The sequence below is a fragment of the Mycetocola sp. BIGb0189 genome (assembly GCF_024810155.1).
Lineage (GTDB): Bacteria > Actinomycetota > Actinomycetes > Actinomycetales > Microbacteriaceae > Mycetocola > Mycetocola lacteus.
Map to the genome: position 1 here is coordinate 123,748 of NZ_JANUED010000008.1, position 15,239 is coordinate 138,986.

At 65.8% G+C, this 15,239-nt stretch carries 12 protein-coding genes; 6 read left to right on the forward strand and 6 right to left on the reverse strand.

Annotated features, from left to right (window positions below; genetic code table 11):
- Window positions 1-97: 97 nt before the first annotated feature.
- The 4 genes from M2390_RS13390 to M2390_RS13405 form a co-directional block, all read right to left on the reverse strand.
- Window positions 98-2,638, reverse strand: coding sequence for a beta-glucosidase (locus M2390_RS13390; RefSeq protein WP_259179462.1), 2,541 nt, complete (start codon window positions 2,636-2,638; stop codon window positions 98-100).
- Window positions 2,639-2,809: 171 nt separating this feature from the next.
- Window positions 2,810-3,313 carry an HNH endonuclease gene (locus tag M2390_RS13395; protein ID WP_121687320.1) on the reverse strand — a complete coding sequence of 168 codons (504 nt, stop codon included), beginning with the start codon at window positions 3,311-3,313 and terminating at the stop codon, window positions 2,810-2,812.
- A gap of 311 nt (window positions 3,314-3,624) precedes the next feature.
- Window positions 3,625-4,494 (reverse strand): C40 family peptidase, encoded by an 870-nt coding sequence (locus tag M2390_RS13400; RefSeq protein ID WP_259179466.1) that lies wholly within the window; start codon window positions 4,492-4,494, stop codon window positions 3,625-3,627.
- Between the two features lie 308 nt (window positions 4,495-4,802).
- Window positions 4,803-5,498, reverse strand: coding sequence for a metal-dependent transcriptional regulator (locus tag M2390_RS13405; protein ID WP_259179468.1), 696 nt, complete (start codon window positions 5,496-5,498; stop codon window positions 4,803-4,805).
- Between the two features lie 171 nt (window positions 5,499-5,669).
- On the opposite strand from M2390_RS13405, the gene serC reads away from it, so the two are divergent.
- Window positions 5,670-6,782 carry a phosphoserine transaminase gene (gene serC, locus M2390_RS13410; protein WP_187977590.1) on the forward strand — a complete coding sequence of 371 codons (1,113 nt, stop codon included), beginning with the start codon at window positions 5,670-5,672 and terminating at the stop codon, window positions 6,780-6,782.
- A 100-nt stretch (window positions 6,783-6,882) separates the two neighbouring features.
- Here serC and M2390_RS13415 read toward each other — a convergent pair whose 3' ends face one another.
- Both M2390_RS13415 and M2390_RS13420 read right to left on the reverse strand, forming a co-directional pair.
- Complete coding sequence (locus tag M2390_RS13415) at window positions 6,883-7,986, reverse strand: DUF3027 domain-containing protein (RefSeq protein WP_259179473.1); 1,104 nt, start codon at window positions 7,984-7,986, stop codon at window positions 6,883-6,885.
- A 57-nt stretch (window positions 7,987-8,043) separates the two neighbouring features.
- Window positions 8,044-8,427 carry a cold-shock protein gene (locus M2390_RS13420; RefSeq protein ID WP_121687328.1) on the reverse strand — a complete coding sequence of 128 codons (384 nt, stop codon included), beginning with the start codon at window positions 8,425-8,427 and terminating at the stop codon, window positions 8,044-8,046.
- 184 nt (window positions 8,428-8,611) lie between these two features.
- Here M2390_RS13420 and M2390_RS13425 point away from each other — a divergent pair, with 184 nt between their 5' ends.
- From M2390_RS13425 to M2390_RS13445, 5 genes are all read left to right on the forward strand, one after another.
- Window positions 8,612-8,899 (forward strand): hypothetical protein, encoded by a 288-nt coding sequence (locus tag M2390_RS13425; protein ID WP_187977589.1) that lies wholly within the window; start codon window positions 8,612-8,614, stop codon window positions 8,897-8,899.
- 8 nt (window positions 8,900-8,907) lie between these two features.
- Entirely contained in the window at window positions 8,908-10,626 is a 1,719-nt protein-coding gene (locus tag M2390_RS13430; protein WP_259179477.1) for a helicase-associated domain-containing protein, read from the forward strand.
- Between the two features lie 106 nt (window positions 10,627-10,732).
- A complete protein-coding gene (locus tag M2390_RS13435; protein ID WP_121687331.1) occupies window positions 10,733-12,394 on the forward strand; it encodes a DNA repair helicase XPB in 1,662 nt (553 codons plus the stop codon).
- Window positions 12,395-12,605: 211 nt separating this feature from the next.
- Window positions 12,606-13,295, forward strand: a complete 690-nt coding sequence (locus M2390_RS13440; protein ID WP_030148243.1) for a response regulator transcription factor — start codon at window positions 12,606-12,608, stop codon at window positions 13,293-13,295.
- A gap of 12 nt (window positions 13,296-13,307) precedes the next feature.
- Window positions 13,308-15,221, forward strand: coding sequence for an ATP-binding protein (locus tag M2390_RS13445; RefSeq protein ID WP_259179484.1), 1,914 nt, complete (start codon window positions 13,308-13,310; stop codon window positions 15,219-15,221).
- Window positions 15,222-15,239 lie beyond the last annotated feature (18 nt).

The window sequence follows — 15,239 nt, forward strand, 5'->3', positions numbered from 1 at the left end:
CCGGTCGCACCGGTCCCCACTACAATAACGAACCCAATTGTGAGTTTGCATCCGGGCGAACCCCGATCCCTCCCCCGTGCACACCAGGACGGAGGATTTACCGTCCGCGCTCCGTCACATCCAGGAGTGTTTCCAACGGCGTCTGGGCCACATTGGAGCCCGCGACCAGGCGATATGTGCCGCCCGGACGGACCCAGCCGGCCTCGGCGACACTCCACACCTCGAAGGCACGGGCAGGAATGCGCACGGTCACCGTGGCGCGATCCCCCGCGGCCACGGTGCCGGCGCCGAACCCGGCGAGCCAGCGTACTGGACGCTCACCCTCGGGGGTCTCAACCGGCGGTTCCAGGTAGACCTGAACCACCTCACGGCCGGTGCGTGCACCGACGTTTTCAATCACCACGTCGACCTCAACCGAACCATCTTCGGCCGGACGGGGAATACTCAGCTCCCGATAGCTCCAGTCGGTCCATCCGCGGCCAAACCCAAACGGCAACGCCGGGGTCGCGCCGGCGCGCAGCCAGCCACGGTAACCGACGTGGACACCCTCGGCATAGTCGATCCGACCCTGTTCATTGGGGATCGCATGCGGCACGGGCACGCTGGCCTCATCGGCGGGCAGGGTCCACGGTAGGCGGCCCTGCGGTTCAGCCCGACCGGCCAGCACATCGGCGAGAGCCCCGCCGGCCTCCTGTCCGGGGAACCAGGCCCACAGTACCGTCTGGGCATCCTCCAGCCACGGCAGCAGTACCGGCGCTCCGGCGTTGACCACGATGATGGTTTCGGGGGCCACCGCGAGCACGCGGCGCACCAGCTCATCCTGTCGGCCGGGCAGGGACAGGGTCGTTCGATCCCAGCCCTCGGATTCGACCTCCTCGTTGGTCCCCACAACCAGCACGGCGCGCTGCGCGGTGCGGGCGGCATCCACGGCACTCGAAATCTCCAGGTCGGCATCCTCGCTGGGGGTGCGGTGGCGGAACTCGGCGCGCACAAACTCGCCATAGCCTCCGGCATGCACCACCTTAAGCTCGGCCCTCAGGACCGCCACTCGAGGTTCGGTGACGAGCCCCTTGGTAACGATGCTCGGCGGATTGTTGACGCTGGAATCCAGCACAACCTCGGCCCCGGCGGGGGTGCTGCTTTCTGCGATCAGTTCACCGTCCACGATGATTCGGTAGGCACCCACGGTGCCCACCTCGAGGCTGTGCGGGCCCGGCTCATCCAGCAGGATCCGGGTTTCCACCACGACGGTGTCGATTCGATCGTCGGTGACACGCTCCCAGCCCTCCCACTCGACCATCTCGCGGTGTCCGAGGACCTCACCGGCGGCATCCAGCTGGGTGACCGTGACGATACCGGCACCGGGCACGGTCGGGTTTCCGGACGCATCAACAAAACCGGTGAGTCCGGCCAGGACTGGGATGGTCGGCGCATAGCGACGACTGTCGCCACCGCGGCTCAGGGTCACGTTGCTGTTCGGGAACGCCTCGGTCAGACCGTCGTGAATCTCCTGCACCCGGGCGGGGTGCACGGTTGAGCTGCCGCCGCCCAGGACGTGGGTGCGCGCGGCATTCGGACCGATCAGGGCGATCGATTCCCCGTCCACCAGGGTGGGCAGTCCGGCGTCGGGTCGGCGCAGCACCACGGTGCCGGCCGCCGCGAGTTCGCGGGCCATCCGGGCATCGGTGTCGACCGCGTCCAGACCGGCGGGCGGCTCGGGTGCATCGAAGCCGGCAAGCTTACCCACGCGGGCCGCCATCAGCAGGATACGGCGCACCTTGTCGTTGATGATCTCCTCGGACACCTCACCCGCGCGCACGGCGGCCAGCAGGTTTTCGGCCCAGGGACCACCGGGACCGGGCATCACGATATCGAGCCCGCCGGTCGCGGATTCCACCGTGGTGTTGGTGGCCATCCAGTCACTGATCACGGTGCCATCAAAGCCGAGTTCATCCTTGAGGACATCGCGCAGCAGGTGCGAGTGCTCGGTCATCGGGGCGGTCTCGGTCCCGTCGTCCACGCCGTTATAGGCGGCCATGATGGACCACACGCCTACCTCGCGCACCGCGTGTTCGAACGGGGCAAGGTAGACCTCGCGCAGCGTGCGCTCATCCACCTCGGAAACATACTCGGTGCGCTTGGTCTCGGAATCATTGGCCACATAGTGCTTGAGGCATGCGGCCACGCCGCACTCCTGCAGCCCCTGGACCACGGCGGATCCCACCTCGGCGGTGAGCAGCGGATCCTCGGCGAAGCACTCGAAGTGACGGCCGCCCACCGGGGTGCGCTGAATGTTGACCTGCGGGGCGAGGACCACATCCACGCCGTGACGACGGGCCTCACGAGCAAACAGGTTACCCACCGCACGCGCACGCTGGGGGTCCCATAGGGCACTCAGCGCGCTGGGCGAGGGCAGCAGGATCGAGGTCTCCCCCGGGGTTTCTCCGGTGCCACGCACACCCACGGGACCATCGGATACCACAACGGAATCAAGGCCGATCTCGGTAATCGGGGTCAGACGCCAGGAGGTCATGCCGGTCAGCAGCGTGATCCGCTGCTCAAGCGGGATCCGGGCGATCAGCTCGTCGAGGGTGGTTCCGTCCCGATGGGTCGGGAGAACCTGAGGTGTTGTGGGCATCGTTGCGTCGCCTTCCGTGCGTCTCTGCGCGTGTGCGTTGACTTAAGGTTACTGGCCTGTAAGTAACTTGGCAAGCATTTGGTATGTCGGCGCGTCTCGATCCACGATTCGGGTGCCCCACACGCACTCACGGCCGGACCCGTGCGGGGTCCGGCCGTGAGTGCGCAGTGGCTAGGCGGCGAGGTGACTTTCCAAATACGGTTCCCAGGACGGGACGGCGCGATCGGCACCGCGCACCGTCCAGGAGGGTCCGCGGGGCGGCCGCGGGGCGGCGTTGAGACTCCAACCCATTTCACGCGGGGTCCGGTCGGCCTTGAGATTATTGCAGCGCATGCAGCAGGCCACCAGGTTCTCCCAGCTGCCGGCACCGCCGCGGGAGCGGGGAATCACGTGATCGATGGTGTTTGCCGAGGCCCCGCAGTAGGCACAGCGGAAGTCGTCGCGGCGCAGCACACCGCGCCGGCTGACCGGCACCCGACGCACCCGCGGGAGACGCACATAGGTTCCTAAGACGATCACCAGGGGGCGGGCGTATTCCGCCTCCGAGGTCCAGACCGGGTGTTCGATATCAACCTCGAGCACCGTGGCCTTATTATTCATGACCAGCACGAGTGCTCGTCTAAACGAGACGATCCCGAGCGGTTCGTATCCCGCGTTCAAAATGAGTGTGCGCATGAGTGGTTCTCCCTCGCGAATGGCCTGGACGGCTTCTAGGTAATTCGACAACAGCCCCGAGCAAGGCACGGTTTCCCCGGAAAACAAAAATGGCGCTGTCTTTACGACAGCGCCAAAACTCGGGGTGGCTACCCACCCCACTCCGGAAGGTAAACACACTCTCCTGCACACCAGGAACGTCCGTGGGTCGGACTCCGGGTATTCGGATCATGTGCTTCCGCTCCTTACAACGGGTAACGACCTCACCCTAATACAGAAATGGCGCAATTTCCGAAGAAATTGCGCCAATTCCGATGAACAAAGAAGGAAGCTTAGCCCGCGATCCGAACGATCGACCAGCTCTTTGCGTAGATCGGACCGATACGCAGCGGCACACCCGGACGCGATGCGTGCAGGATCATGCCGTTACCGGCGTAGAAACCGATGTGTCCGGCACTGACCACGAGGTCTCCGGGAACGGCGTCGGCGACGTTGATCTTGGTTCCCATGCGCCCCTGAGTGTCCGCGTTGTGGGGAAGGCCAATACCAAACTTGGCGAAAACGTACTTCACAAAACCGGAGCAGTCAAAGCCGGCCGGGGTTGCACCACCGAGGACGTAGGGAACGCCCTGGTACTTGAGCGCCTCGCTGAAGACAGCGGACAGGCTGTACGACGGGGTCGGTGCGTTGGAAGACAGCAGCTGGTCGGCCGAAGGACCGGTGTATGCGGTCTGGTTGGCGGCGAAGGCTGCACGGCTTGCGGCGGCATCAGCGGTGCGCTGAGCCTGAGCCTCGGCCTGTGCACGAGCAGTGGCGTTCGCGGTCAGCTCGGCGGAGCTGGTGGCGTCAAAGCCGTCGCGGGCCAGGTCGGCGGTCTCGGCCACGGCCGAGTCGACGGCGAAGCTCTGCGGGTTGCCGGCGGCGGTGTTCCCCGAGGAGGGATCCTTCTGGCCGGGCAGACCTGCTGCGTATGCGGGGAGGGCAACGGTTCCAAACAGTGCCGGAACTGCCAGGGCCACGGCGAGCGTGGAGCCCCAACGACGACGCGGAGCGGTCGGTACGTTGGTCTGGACGGTGCGGGTGAGCTGCGGCTCGGGAGCCTGAGCCTCACGTGCGAGTCGGGTCTCTCGACGGCTGAGCGTCTGCGAACGAGCCGCGGTCAATGAGTCTGCGTTCGACTCGTTGTTTCCTGCTTCAGTCAAAGTGACTTCCTCCGGCGCCTCCCGACGGCGACCGTGCGGGGCACGATTTCACCGTTCGTCTACTTCAAGAATACTTGGAGTCTCGATCATGAGGAGACGAACGGGAGAGCGCCTCATGATGGGTCCTGCGGTCTGGGTTTAACCATCGGACTCAACCGACAGTACGCGAGATTGAGACGGTTGTCATCTTCCAGAGGGATATTTCTAACAAATTGGTAACGTCCAACAGTCTTTTTATGTTTTCCCTACAACGCAAAACCCCCGCCACAATTCGTGACGGGGGCGGCGGAACACCGGAATAACGCGGGTTAGAGCGCCTCGGCGTAAATGTGTGCGGCCACCTCGGTGGGCAGTTCCAATCCGTCACCGAAACCTTCAACTCGTACCAGAACGTACGAGCCTGCGGAAGTGAAGGTTCCCGTCTGACCCGGCATCACGCCGGCCTGCTTGAGCTGCAGCAGCAGCTCCGGCTCAAACTGCACCGGCTCGCTCAGGCGACGGATACGTGCGCTGACCGGAGCGGTGGTGTCGGCCACCAGCTGCACCAGGCTGGAAACGCCCTCGGTGAAGGACACGGCCTCGGGTCCGCCCAGGTCGGCCAGACCGGGGATCGGGTTGCCGTAGGGCGACTCGGTGGGGTGGTCCAGGACCTCAAGAAGCTTGCGCTCCACCTGCTCGCTCATCACGTGCTCCCAGCGGCAGGCCTCATCGTGCACGAGTTCCCACTCGAGTCCGATAACGTCGCTGAGCAGACGCTCGGCCAGGCGGTGCTTGCGCATGACCTGGACGGCCTTGCGGCGGCCCTCGATGGTCAGTTCCAGGTGGCGATCGCCCGAGACAACCACGAGTCCATCGCGCTCCATCCGGCCAACCGTCTGCGAAACCGTCGGCCCGGAGTGCCCGAGTCGCTCGGAAATACGCGCGCGAAGCGGCACGATGTTCTCTTCTTCGAGATCGAGGATGGTTCGCAGATACATTTCAGTGGTGTCAATGAGATCGGTCATTGGGTCTCCCTACTAGCCCTCGGGGGTCGCACTTAGCTTAGCCGTTCCTTGCTGGGAACATACCGGAGCGCCTCGCCGTGCAACGGTTGTTCCGTGCACTTCTAACCATATCTGTGACGAACGACAACAACATCGCTGACGCACCCCCTTTCTCCGCTCTAGAATCTGGTTATGCCTGAGATTACGATCCCCTCCAACCTCCTGCCCGCCGACGGCCGCTTTGGTTGCGGCCCGTCCAAGATCCGCCCCGAGCAGAGCGCCGCGCTGCTGGCTGCCGGATCCGAACTGCTTGGTACCAGCCACCGGCAGGCACCGGTCAAGAACCTCGTGGGCCGTGTCCGCGACGGTCTGGCCTCGCTCTTCTCGCTGCCCGAGGGCTACGAGATCATCCTCGGCAACGGTGGATCGACCGCGTTCTGGGACGCCGCCTCGTTCGGCCTGATCGAGAACCGTGCCCAGCTGCTGAGCTTCGGCGAGTTCGGCTCGAAGTTCGCCGCCGCGGCCGCCGCCCCCTGGCTGCAGACTCCGGATGTGCGCACCGCACCGGGCGGGTCGCGCAGCGACTTTGAGGCCGTGGAGGGCGTGGACGTTTACGCCTGGCCGCACAACGAGACCTCGACCGGTGTTTCGGCCCCGGTCACCCGGGTGCACGGCGACGCCGGCGCGCTGACCGTGATCGACGCCACCAGCGCCGCCGGTGGTATCAACTTCGACACCGCTCAGGCCGACGTCTACTACTTCGCCCCGCAGAAGAACTTCGCCTCCGACGGTGGACTGTGGTTCGCCGTGGTCTCCCCCGCCGCGATCGAGCGCATCGAGCGCATCGCCGCATCGGGCCGTTACATCCCCGAGTTCCTCTCGCTGGCTAACGCCGTCACCAACTCGCGCCTGAACCAGACCCTGAACACCCCGGCGCTCAGCACCCTGGTACTGATGGACAGCCAGGTGCAGTGGATGAACGCCAACGGCGGTCTCGCCTGGGCCGACGCCCGCACCAAGGAGTCCTCGGGACACCTGTACGAGTGGGCCGAGAAGAACTCCTTCACCACCCCGTTCGTGGCAAACCCCGAGCACCGCTCGCAGGTCGTGGCCACCATCGACTTCGATGACAGCATCGATGCCGCCGCCGTGGCCAAGGTGCTGCGCGCCAACGGCATCGTGGACACCGAGCCCTACCGCAAGCTCGGCCGCAATCAGCTGCGCGTGGCGACCTTCACCGCGATCGACCCCGACGATGTGCGCGCACTGACCGCAAGCATCGACTACGTGGTGGGTGCCCTCTAGTAGGTCCGCAATAAATAGACGTCCCCCGCATCCACATGGATGCGGGGGACGTTTATTTGTGAAGGGCCACCAGAGACGGCCTTTTCGAGTGAGTTATGGTCTAGCGGAACGAGGCGGGACCCTCGTCGTCCTCGTCTTCGACCAGGTCCCCGTAGATGTCCTCATCGCCGGTGGCGTGACGTGCGCGGCGGTTCCGGGAGCGGTTCCGGGTACGCCCTCGGGGGCCAGACGCTACCTGATCGGACTCTGGCTCCAATGCGTCGGAGTCATCGTCCTCATCATCCGCGTCGGATGCGTCGTCCTCGTCATCCGATTCGTGGTCGTCGTCGTCCGAGTCGTCGTCGTCATCGTCCTCGTCGTCCGAGTCATCGTCGTCATCCGAGTCATCGTCGTCGTCATCATCCGACTCGTGTTCGTCCTGCACCTGGTCGACGTCCACGCCGTCGATGTCTCCGCCGTGGACGCGACGGCCGTGCTCGTCGAACTCGTCGTCGTCATCATCATCGTCGTGATCATCGTCATCGTCGTGGTCGTCTTCCTCGCCGGACTCCGCACGCAGCAGGGCAAGCTCGGCCTCGGCCGCCGCGGCGGCAGCCTGGCTCGCACGGTACTCGGCCAGACGCTCGGACCACGGCACCCACTCGGGCGAGAGCAGGGCACCGTCGGCGGGGATCAGGGACACCTCAAGGACGTTGGGCTCGGCGCTCTCGTCCACGCGAGCAATCGTGACGTTCCAGAGCCATCCCGGGTAGCCCGGAAGACGGTTCTCGAACAGCATCGACAGGACTCGCTCGCCCTCGACCCGGTGACCGATGTGACGTCCCACCTGAGCCTCAGGGATTACCTCCAGCAGCGCGGCCCGCGACACATCCACGGCTACCGCCAAGACCGGATCGGCCTCGAACACCACCGGGGCCTCCTCCGCGCCGTCCTCCACCGCGCCGTCCTCCTCCGCGCCTTCCGCACTCTCCGAAACCTCGGAGGGTGCCGCGTTCGCGACGGCGGGCACGGCCCCATCGGAGGCGTCCTGCGTCGCCGGCGCCTCGGGCTCGGTAGATGCCTCGGTGGCGCGCACCGAGTTCAGGGTCTGCGCCAGTTCGACATCCGCCAACTCGACGTCTGCCCGCTGCGCGGGCACAGTGTCCGCCGTACCGTCGGTGTGCACGTTAGCGTCGTGCTCGAGGTTGTCGGTTTCTGAAGTCACTGGGTGTTCCTTGCTCTTGGGTGCCGCTCGCTGGCGGAAAACTGGGGTCGCTCGCGCCTAGGCGTCGAGCTCGTCGGCCACCCGGCGCAGTGCCTGGGCGACCAGCTTGGCCTGTGAACCCTCGGGATAGCGGCCCTTGCGCAGGTTGGAACCCACGCCGTCGAGAACCTTCACGACGTCCTCGATGATGATCGCCATATCGTCGGCGTTCTTTCGCTTCATCCGTGCCAGGCTCGGCGGAGCCTCGAGCAGCCGGACCGAGAGCGCCTGCGCTCCACGTTTTCCCGCCGCAATTCCAAACTCCAGCCGGCTGCCGGGCTTGACCGAGCTCACGCCCTCGGGCAGCGCCGAAGCGTGCAGGAACACCTCCTGGCCATCATCGCTGGCGATGAAGCCGAAACCCTTGTCATCGTCGTAGAACTTGACCTTGCCGGTGGGCATGGGAAAACCTCGCTGAGTTGCGCGGATCGCCGCGGGCGATCCACTGTGTCTGGGTGGGCATCGCTGGACGCCGCCGTGAACGGGTTGTTCACGGCCCCAGCTTACCCGTGATCCCAGTGGTTTTCTGGAATTGGCGGGACCGTGACGTTCGCCTCGGCACCCCGGTGCGGGTTATCCTTGGGGAGTGACGATCGAAGAGCCCCGCAGCGTGTCCCGTACCGAGCGCGTCCTTGCCTACCTCCTACTGGTGTTTGTGGCGGCGGCGATCATCTCGTTTTTCGCCATCATCATCGGTTCCTCCAACGGAATGACCCCCGAATCTTTTGACACTCCGCTCTGGCGCGTCATCGCGTTTGTGCCGTGGGTGGGTCTGCCGGCGGCGTTCATCATCGTCTTTGTGCTGATCTTTATCGGCAGTCGAGGCCGCGCGGCCGCAAATAAGAAGGCAGTACGCTCCGAAAACGGGAGCTGACCCCCATCGTGCAACCTCGCGTCGCCGACCTCCGAGTACTCGCGGGAGCGCTCTCCGCGCGCACCGAAACCGACCTAGATGTCCTCCTTCGACTGCGTCGCGTTTCCCCCACCGCGAAGCTCACCGACTTTTTTGACCTCGCCGAGCTGCTCCTAGCCGAGGATTCGCTGCGCGCGGCGCTCTCCCCGCTGGATCGTGAACGCATCGACGCGCTGGCCACCGCGAGTGCACAGACGCTGTCCGCGGCGCTGACCACCGAGCTGTCCGAGCGAGCACTCCTGGCCGTGCCCGACAAGGCCCCCGTCTTTTTGGAAACCGTGACCCGGCTCGCCCGCGAGATCGGCACCGAGGCGGCGGTACTGCCCGACTCGGATCCGGCCGAGGATCCCACCCCCGCCCCCGCCGGACGTCTCGCCCGCGGCGAGCGCGCCCTCAGCGAGCTGGTCATTGGGCTGGGCGATACCCCGGCCCGGGAGCTGCTGCGTGGCGGCCTTGCCCAACCCGAGCTGCGACGCCTCGGCACCGAATTGGGCCTCGACCCCGAGCTCATTCCCGCGCTGATGTCCCTCGCCGCCGATGCCCAGCTGGTCACGCTCACTCGCGACGGCTGGGTCCCGACGGAAGCCGGTGAATCCTGGCTCGGACTCGACACCCCCAGCCGGTGGCGCGTCCTTGCCGAGGCCTGGGCCGCCGGTTTCCCCGCGGGCATCGCCTCACTCGCGCGCATCAATGCGCCGTATGCCACGCTCCTCGAGGCAGGCTTCCCCGCGGCTACCGACCCGCTGCGCGCCACATTCGCGCAGCGGCTCACCAGTGGCGAGATCCTCGGGGTTCTCTCACACGGACGGCTCACAATCCCCGGTGCCCGCATCCTGGTGTCTCCCGACACGCTGGCCGAGGTCCTCACCGACGCGTTCCCCGCCCCGATCACCGGCGTCTACCTCCAGCATGATCTCAGCATCATCATCCCCGGAACCCTGGCACCACACCTGGAGCGCACCCTGCGTGGGTTCGCCGACCTGGAAAACCGGGCCGAGGCCTCGACCTACCGCCTGAGCGACGCCAGCATCATCCGCGGGTTGAGCGCCGGAATCACGGCCGAGGAAATCTCGACCTTCCTCGAACAGATCTCCCTCACCGGGATTCCGCAGCCCGTGCGCTACCTCATTACCCGAGGCGGCGAGCGGTTTGGTTCGCTGATCCTCCGTCCGGATTCGGGCCAGAGCAGTCTCACCGTGACCGAGTCGACCCTGCTCGATCAGATGCTCGTGGACCGCAATCTCTCCGCCCTCGCACTGCACCGGGATTCGGCCATCACGGCACACTCTCGGTTCGACCCGGATGTGGTGTTCTGGGCGCTGACCGATGCCCGTTATCCGGTGGTGGCGCACACCGTGGATGGTGCCGTCCGGCGTCCCCGACGCCGCGTGGCCCCCGTCGCGATCGTCGCCGAAACCGACTACCGTCCGCTGATCGATGTCCTCACCTCCGCCGCCCGGGACACCCCCACGGAAACCGACGCCGCCTGGCTGACTCGACGCCTGGCCACCGCACTGCGGGCCCGCGAAACCCTTAACATCACCGTTCATATGCCCGGGCACGGTGACTTCACCTTCCTGCTGGAACCCACCGGAATCTCCGGCGGTCGCCTACGGGGGCTGGATAAGGCCGCGGATACCGAGCGCACCTTCCCGATCGCCAACATCACCACGGTCTCCGAGGTCTAGGCTCAACCCTGGTGCGGGCTTCCCGATGTTCGCGGGGAGCGAGAACCACACCCGTTTGCCATGTCCGCCTCCCGAGACTCGGGAAAGGCGGGTAGACTTGGCGGTTATGTCAGACGGCCCCCTCATCGTTCAAAGCGACCGCACGGTACTCCTCGAAGTCGCCCATCCCCAGGCCGAAGACGCGCGCCACGAGCTCGCGGTCTTCGCCGAACTCGAACGCGCCCCCGAACACATTCACACCTATCGGATCACCCGTCTGGGACTCTGGAACGCTCGCGCCGCCGGACACACCGGTGAGGATATGATCGCGACCCTGGAGCGCTATTCCAAGTTCGCCATTCCGCCGAGTGTGACGATGGACATCGCCGAAACGGTTTCCCGCTATGGCCGCCTGGTGATCGACCGTAACGAGGAGGGCGAGCTGATCCTACGCTCCGACGATGCGGCGGTGCTGCGTGAGGTCTCCCATGCCAAGCGCATCCAGCCCCTCCTGGTGGGACACCCGGAGGCCGGGGTCTACCTGGTGGAGCCGTGGGCGCGCGGCCAGCTCAAGCAGGACCTGGTAAAGCTCGGCTGGCCCGCCGAGGACCTCGCCGGCTACACCCCCGGCACCCCGCACCAGATCGATCTGGCCACCGACGGCTGGGAACTGCGCGGCTACCAGCAGAAGGCGATCGACAACTTCTTCGACGGCGGCTCGGGCGTCGTGGTGCTGCCCTGTGGTGCCGGCAAGACCCTGGTGGGTGCCGGCGCGATGGCCACCGCCAAAACCAACACCCTGATCCTGGTCACCAACACGGTTTCCGCGCGCCAGTGGCGTGACGAGCTGCTGCGCCGTACCAGCCTCACCCCCGAGGAGATCGGCGAGTATTCGGGTGCGACCAAGGAGATCAAACCGGTCACCATCGCGACCTATCAGATCCTCACCGCTCGCCGAAAGGGCGAGTATGCGCACCTGGCCCTGCTGGATGCACTGGACTGGGGCCTCGTGGTCTACGACGAGGTCCACCTGCTGCCCGCACCGGTCTTTAAGCTGACCGCCGAGCTGCAGGCCCGCCGCCGCCTGGGCCTCACCGCAACCCTGGTGCGCGAGGATGGCCGCGAGGGCGACGTCTTCAGCCTGATCGGCCCCAAGCGTTTTGACGCCCCCTGGAAGGAGATCGAGGCCCAGGGCTTCATCTCCCCCGCCGCGTGCTTCGAGGTGCGGGTCGATCTGCCCTATGAGGACCGGATGGCCTACGCCGCCGCCGCGGATGAGGAGCGCTACCGCCTGGCGGCCACCGCCGAGGCCAAGCTGCCGATTGTGAACCGCATCCTCAAGAAGCACAAGGGCGAGCGGATCCTGATCATCGGCCAGTACCTCGACCAGATCGATCACATCGCCACCTCGCTCGGGGTTCCCCAGCTCACCGGATCGACCCCGGTGGATGAGCGCGAGCGCCTGTTCCAGGAATTCCGCGACGGTGTCTCGGACGTGCTGGTGGTCTCCAAGGTTGCCAACTTCTCGGTGGACCTGCCCGAGGCCTCGGTCGCGATCCAGGTGTCCGGGGCGTTTGGATCCCGGCAGGAGGAAGCTCAGCGTCTGGGCCGTCTGCTGCGTCCGAAGTCGGTCAAGAAGACCGCCCACTTCTATACGCTGGTGGCCCGGGACACCCTGGATCAGGACTTTGCGCTGAACCGCCAGCGCTTCCTCGCCGAACAGGGCTATTCGTATACGATCCTGGACTCGGATTCCCCCGAGCTCAGCGACGTTCCCGCCTGGGTATAGCCTCCCCGGGCCACACGCCCCGCCGTATCCGTGGAGGCGCGTGTAGCCTCCCGCGGTCCATAGGCCCCTGCCGTATCCTCGGTGGGGGCCTGCCCATTTCCCGCACACCCGGGTGTGGGCAGCCCCTGTGGAGCCTTCGCCGCGGGTGGGAATCCCAGGACATCCCGATAACGTTCAGACTTCTTTCAGGAACTGTGCAGATACTGGGCACATGACCGGACCCAGAATTCTTATCGTTGATGACGAACCCAACATTCGCGACCTGCTGACCACCAGCCTGCGTTTTGCAGGCTTCGCCGTCCGCGCCGTAGGAAACGGTGCTCAGGCTATCTCCGCCGTGCTGGAGGAGGAGCCCGACCTGATGATCCTCGACGTCATGCTCCCGGATATGAACGGTTTCGGCGTGACCAAGCGCCTCCGTGCCGCCGGGTACACCGCCCCCATCCTCTTCCTCACCGCAAAGGATGACACCGAGGACAAGATCACCGGGCTCACCGTGGGCGGCGACGACTACGTCACCAAGCCCTTCAGCCTCGACGAGATCGTCGCACGGATCAAGGCGATCCTCCGCCGCACCATGCAGGCCGACGAGGATGCGATCATCCGCACCGGCGAGCTCACCATGGATCAGGACACCCACGAGGTCCTCGTCGGTGACACCCCGATCGAGCTGAGCCCCACCGAGTTCAAGCTGCTGCGCTACCTCATGCTGAACCCCAACCGGGTTCTCAGCAAGGCACAGATTCTGGACCACGTTTGGGAGTACGATTTTAACGGCGACGCCGGCATCGTGGAGAGCTACATCTCCTACCTGCGGCGCAAGCTCGACCAGTACTCTGCGGAGCCCCTGATCCAGACCAAGCGTGGTTTCGGATACATGCTCAAGACTTCGAAGGTGTAACAGCTCATCTCCATGCACGATTCCCTCAGCGAGTGGTGGCACTCGATCTCGCTGCGTACCAAGATCACCGGGGTCACCGTTCTGGTGCTGGCCTTCGGCATTCTCGTTGCGGGAATCGGAACCATGGCGATGCTGCGTCCGGCACTGCAGGGGCAGGTGGATGAGCGACTCAAGGCCGCGGCCGAGTCGATGGCCACATTTGGCAAGATCGACCAGTCATCCACCTCCTCCGGCGGTCTGTCGACCACCGCGAATGACTACTACTTCGCGTTCTACTGGCCCGATGATGGCAAACTCGTGCAGACCAACTGGAGCGATAAGTCGCCCAGTGTGGTGCCCAAGGTTCCCAATAACATTCATCTCCAGGATGCGCTCTCGCGCGGCCGCGCACCCTTCGCGCTGGACAGCGCCAACGGGTCCACCCACTTCCGCGCCGTCCTGATCCCCGTCTGGTACAAGGACGGCCCCGAGGAGCAGGGCGTGATGCTCGTGGCCACGAGCACCCGCGAGGCCGAGAACATTATCGCGACCTACCTCACCATCTTCTTTGGGCTGGGCCTCGCGGTGATCCTGTTTGGGGCCGCGCTGACCCGCCTGCTGGTGACCTCCACCTTTACCCCGCTGCGTGAGGTGGAACACACGGCCGCGGCCATTGCCGGGGGCGATTTCAGCCAACGATTGGCGGTCACCACCCCCAATACCGAGGTGGGCAGGCTCAGCCGCTCCCTCAATACGATGCTGGATCGCATCGATCAGGCCTTCTCCGACCGTGCCAAAACCATCGGCCAGATGCGCCGCTTTGTGGGCGATGCGAGCCACGAGCTGCGCACCCCGCTGGTCACCGTGCGCGGATATGCCGAGCTGTATCGGATGGGCGCGCTGCAGTCCTCCGAGGATGTCAGCCAGGCGATGGAGCGCATCGAGAAGGAGGCCATCCGCATGGGTGGCCTGGTGGAGGACCTGCTGGAACTCGCCCGCCTGGACGAAACCAAGCCGCTGAACCTCGGCCGCCTGGATCTCTCAGCGCTGGCTCGCGACGCGGTGATGGATGCCCGTGCGGCCGATCAGGGACGCACGGTGACCCTCGTGGTCGACGAGTATGTCCCGGTGAGCCCCGTCTCGCTGCCCGCCGAGGCATATCCGGTGGCCACGCCGCCGCGTCCCGCCCTCCCCGCGGGCGCGTCACCCCGACCCAACACGGCTAATACTTCCCCGACCGGCGAGATTCTGCCGAGTGGCGAACCAGCACTCACCCGTCCGCCGCTGGATGAGACCGCGATTCCCCAGGTGGATCCCACCCGGGTCATCGATCTGCCGGCGACCGAGGTTCCCACCACCACGGGCAAGGTGCGTACCGGGACCGGTCCGCTTTCCCGGGTCCGCGGCGACGGCTCGGGTCCGTTCACTTCCCCCACCTCCCTGGTATCCCGACTGCGTGCGCGTCGTCCGCGCCGGAATACCGGACCGGTTGCCACCGAGGTACCCGAATCGCCGGTTCCCGCACCGTCCTCGGTGCCCACCCTGGAGACACCGGCGATCGTGCTGGCCGAGGAGAACAAGATCCGCCAGGTGGTCACCAACCTGATGGGCAACGCGCTGCGCTTCACCGACACCAGCTCACCGATCGAGATCGGTGTCTCGGCCAACCCGGAAACCCGGCGGGCGTCGATCGCGATCATCGACCACGGCGACGGAATCCCCGAGCAACTGCGGGAGAAAATCTTCCAGCGCTTCTGGCGTGCCGATACCTCGCGCACCCGCGAGACCGGCGGCAGCGGCCTGGGCCTGGCGATCGTCGCCTCAATCATCGGCGCGCACCACGGCACGGTCACCGTCTCGGAGACCCCCGGCGGCGGCGCGACCTTCCGCGTCGAACTGCCGCTGCTGACCGAGGCGCCGCAGGGTCCCGGAGCCTCGGCCGAGTAGGTTCTGCGTCTCGTATAG

Coding starts and splice junctions, on each gene's coding strand:
- M2390_RS13390 (WP_259179462.1), bottom strand. CDS start 2,638: ATGCCCACAACACCTCAGGTTCTCCCGACCCATCGGGACGGAACCACC.
- M2390_RS13395 (WP_121687320.1), bottom strand. CDS start 3,313: ATGCGCACACTCATTTTGAACGCGGGATACGAACCGCTCGGGATCGTC.
- M2390_RS13405 (WP_259179468.1), bottom strand. CDS start 5,498: ATGACCGATCTCATTGACACCACTGAAATGTATCTGCGAACCATCCTC.
- serC (WP_187977590.1), top strand. CDS start 5,670: ATGCCTGAGATTACGATCCCCTCCAACCTCCTGCCCGCCGACGGCCGC.
- M2390_RS13420 (WP_121687328.1), bottom strand. CDS start 8,427: ATGCCCACCGGCAAGGTCAAGTTCTACGACGATGACAAGGGTTTCGGC.
- M2390_RS13435 (WP_121687331.1), top strand. CDS start 10,733: ATGTCAGACGGCCCCCTCATCGTTCAAAGCGACCGCACGGTACTCCTC.
- M2390_RS13440 (WP_030148243.1), top strand. CDS start 12,606: ATGACCGGACCCAGAATTCTTATCGTTGATGACGAACCCAACATTCGC.
- M2390_RS13445 (WP_259179484.1), top strand. CDS start 13,308: ATGCACGATTCCCTCAGCGAGTGGTGGCACTCGATCTCGCTGCGTACC.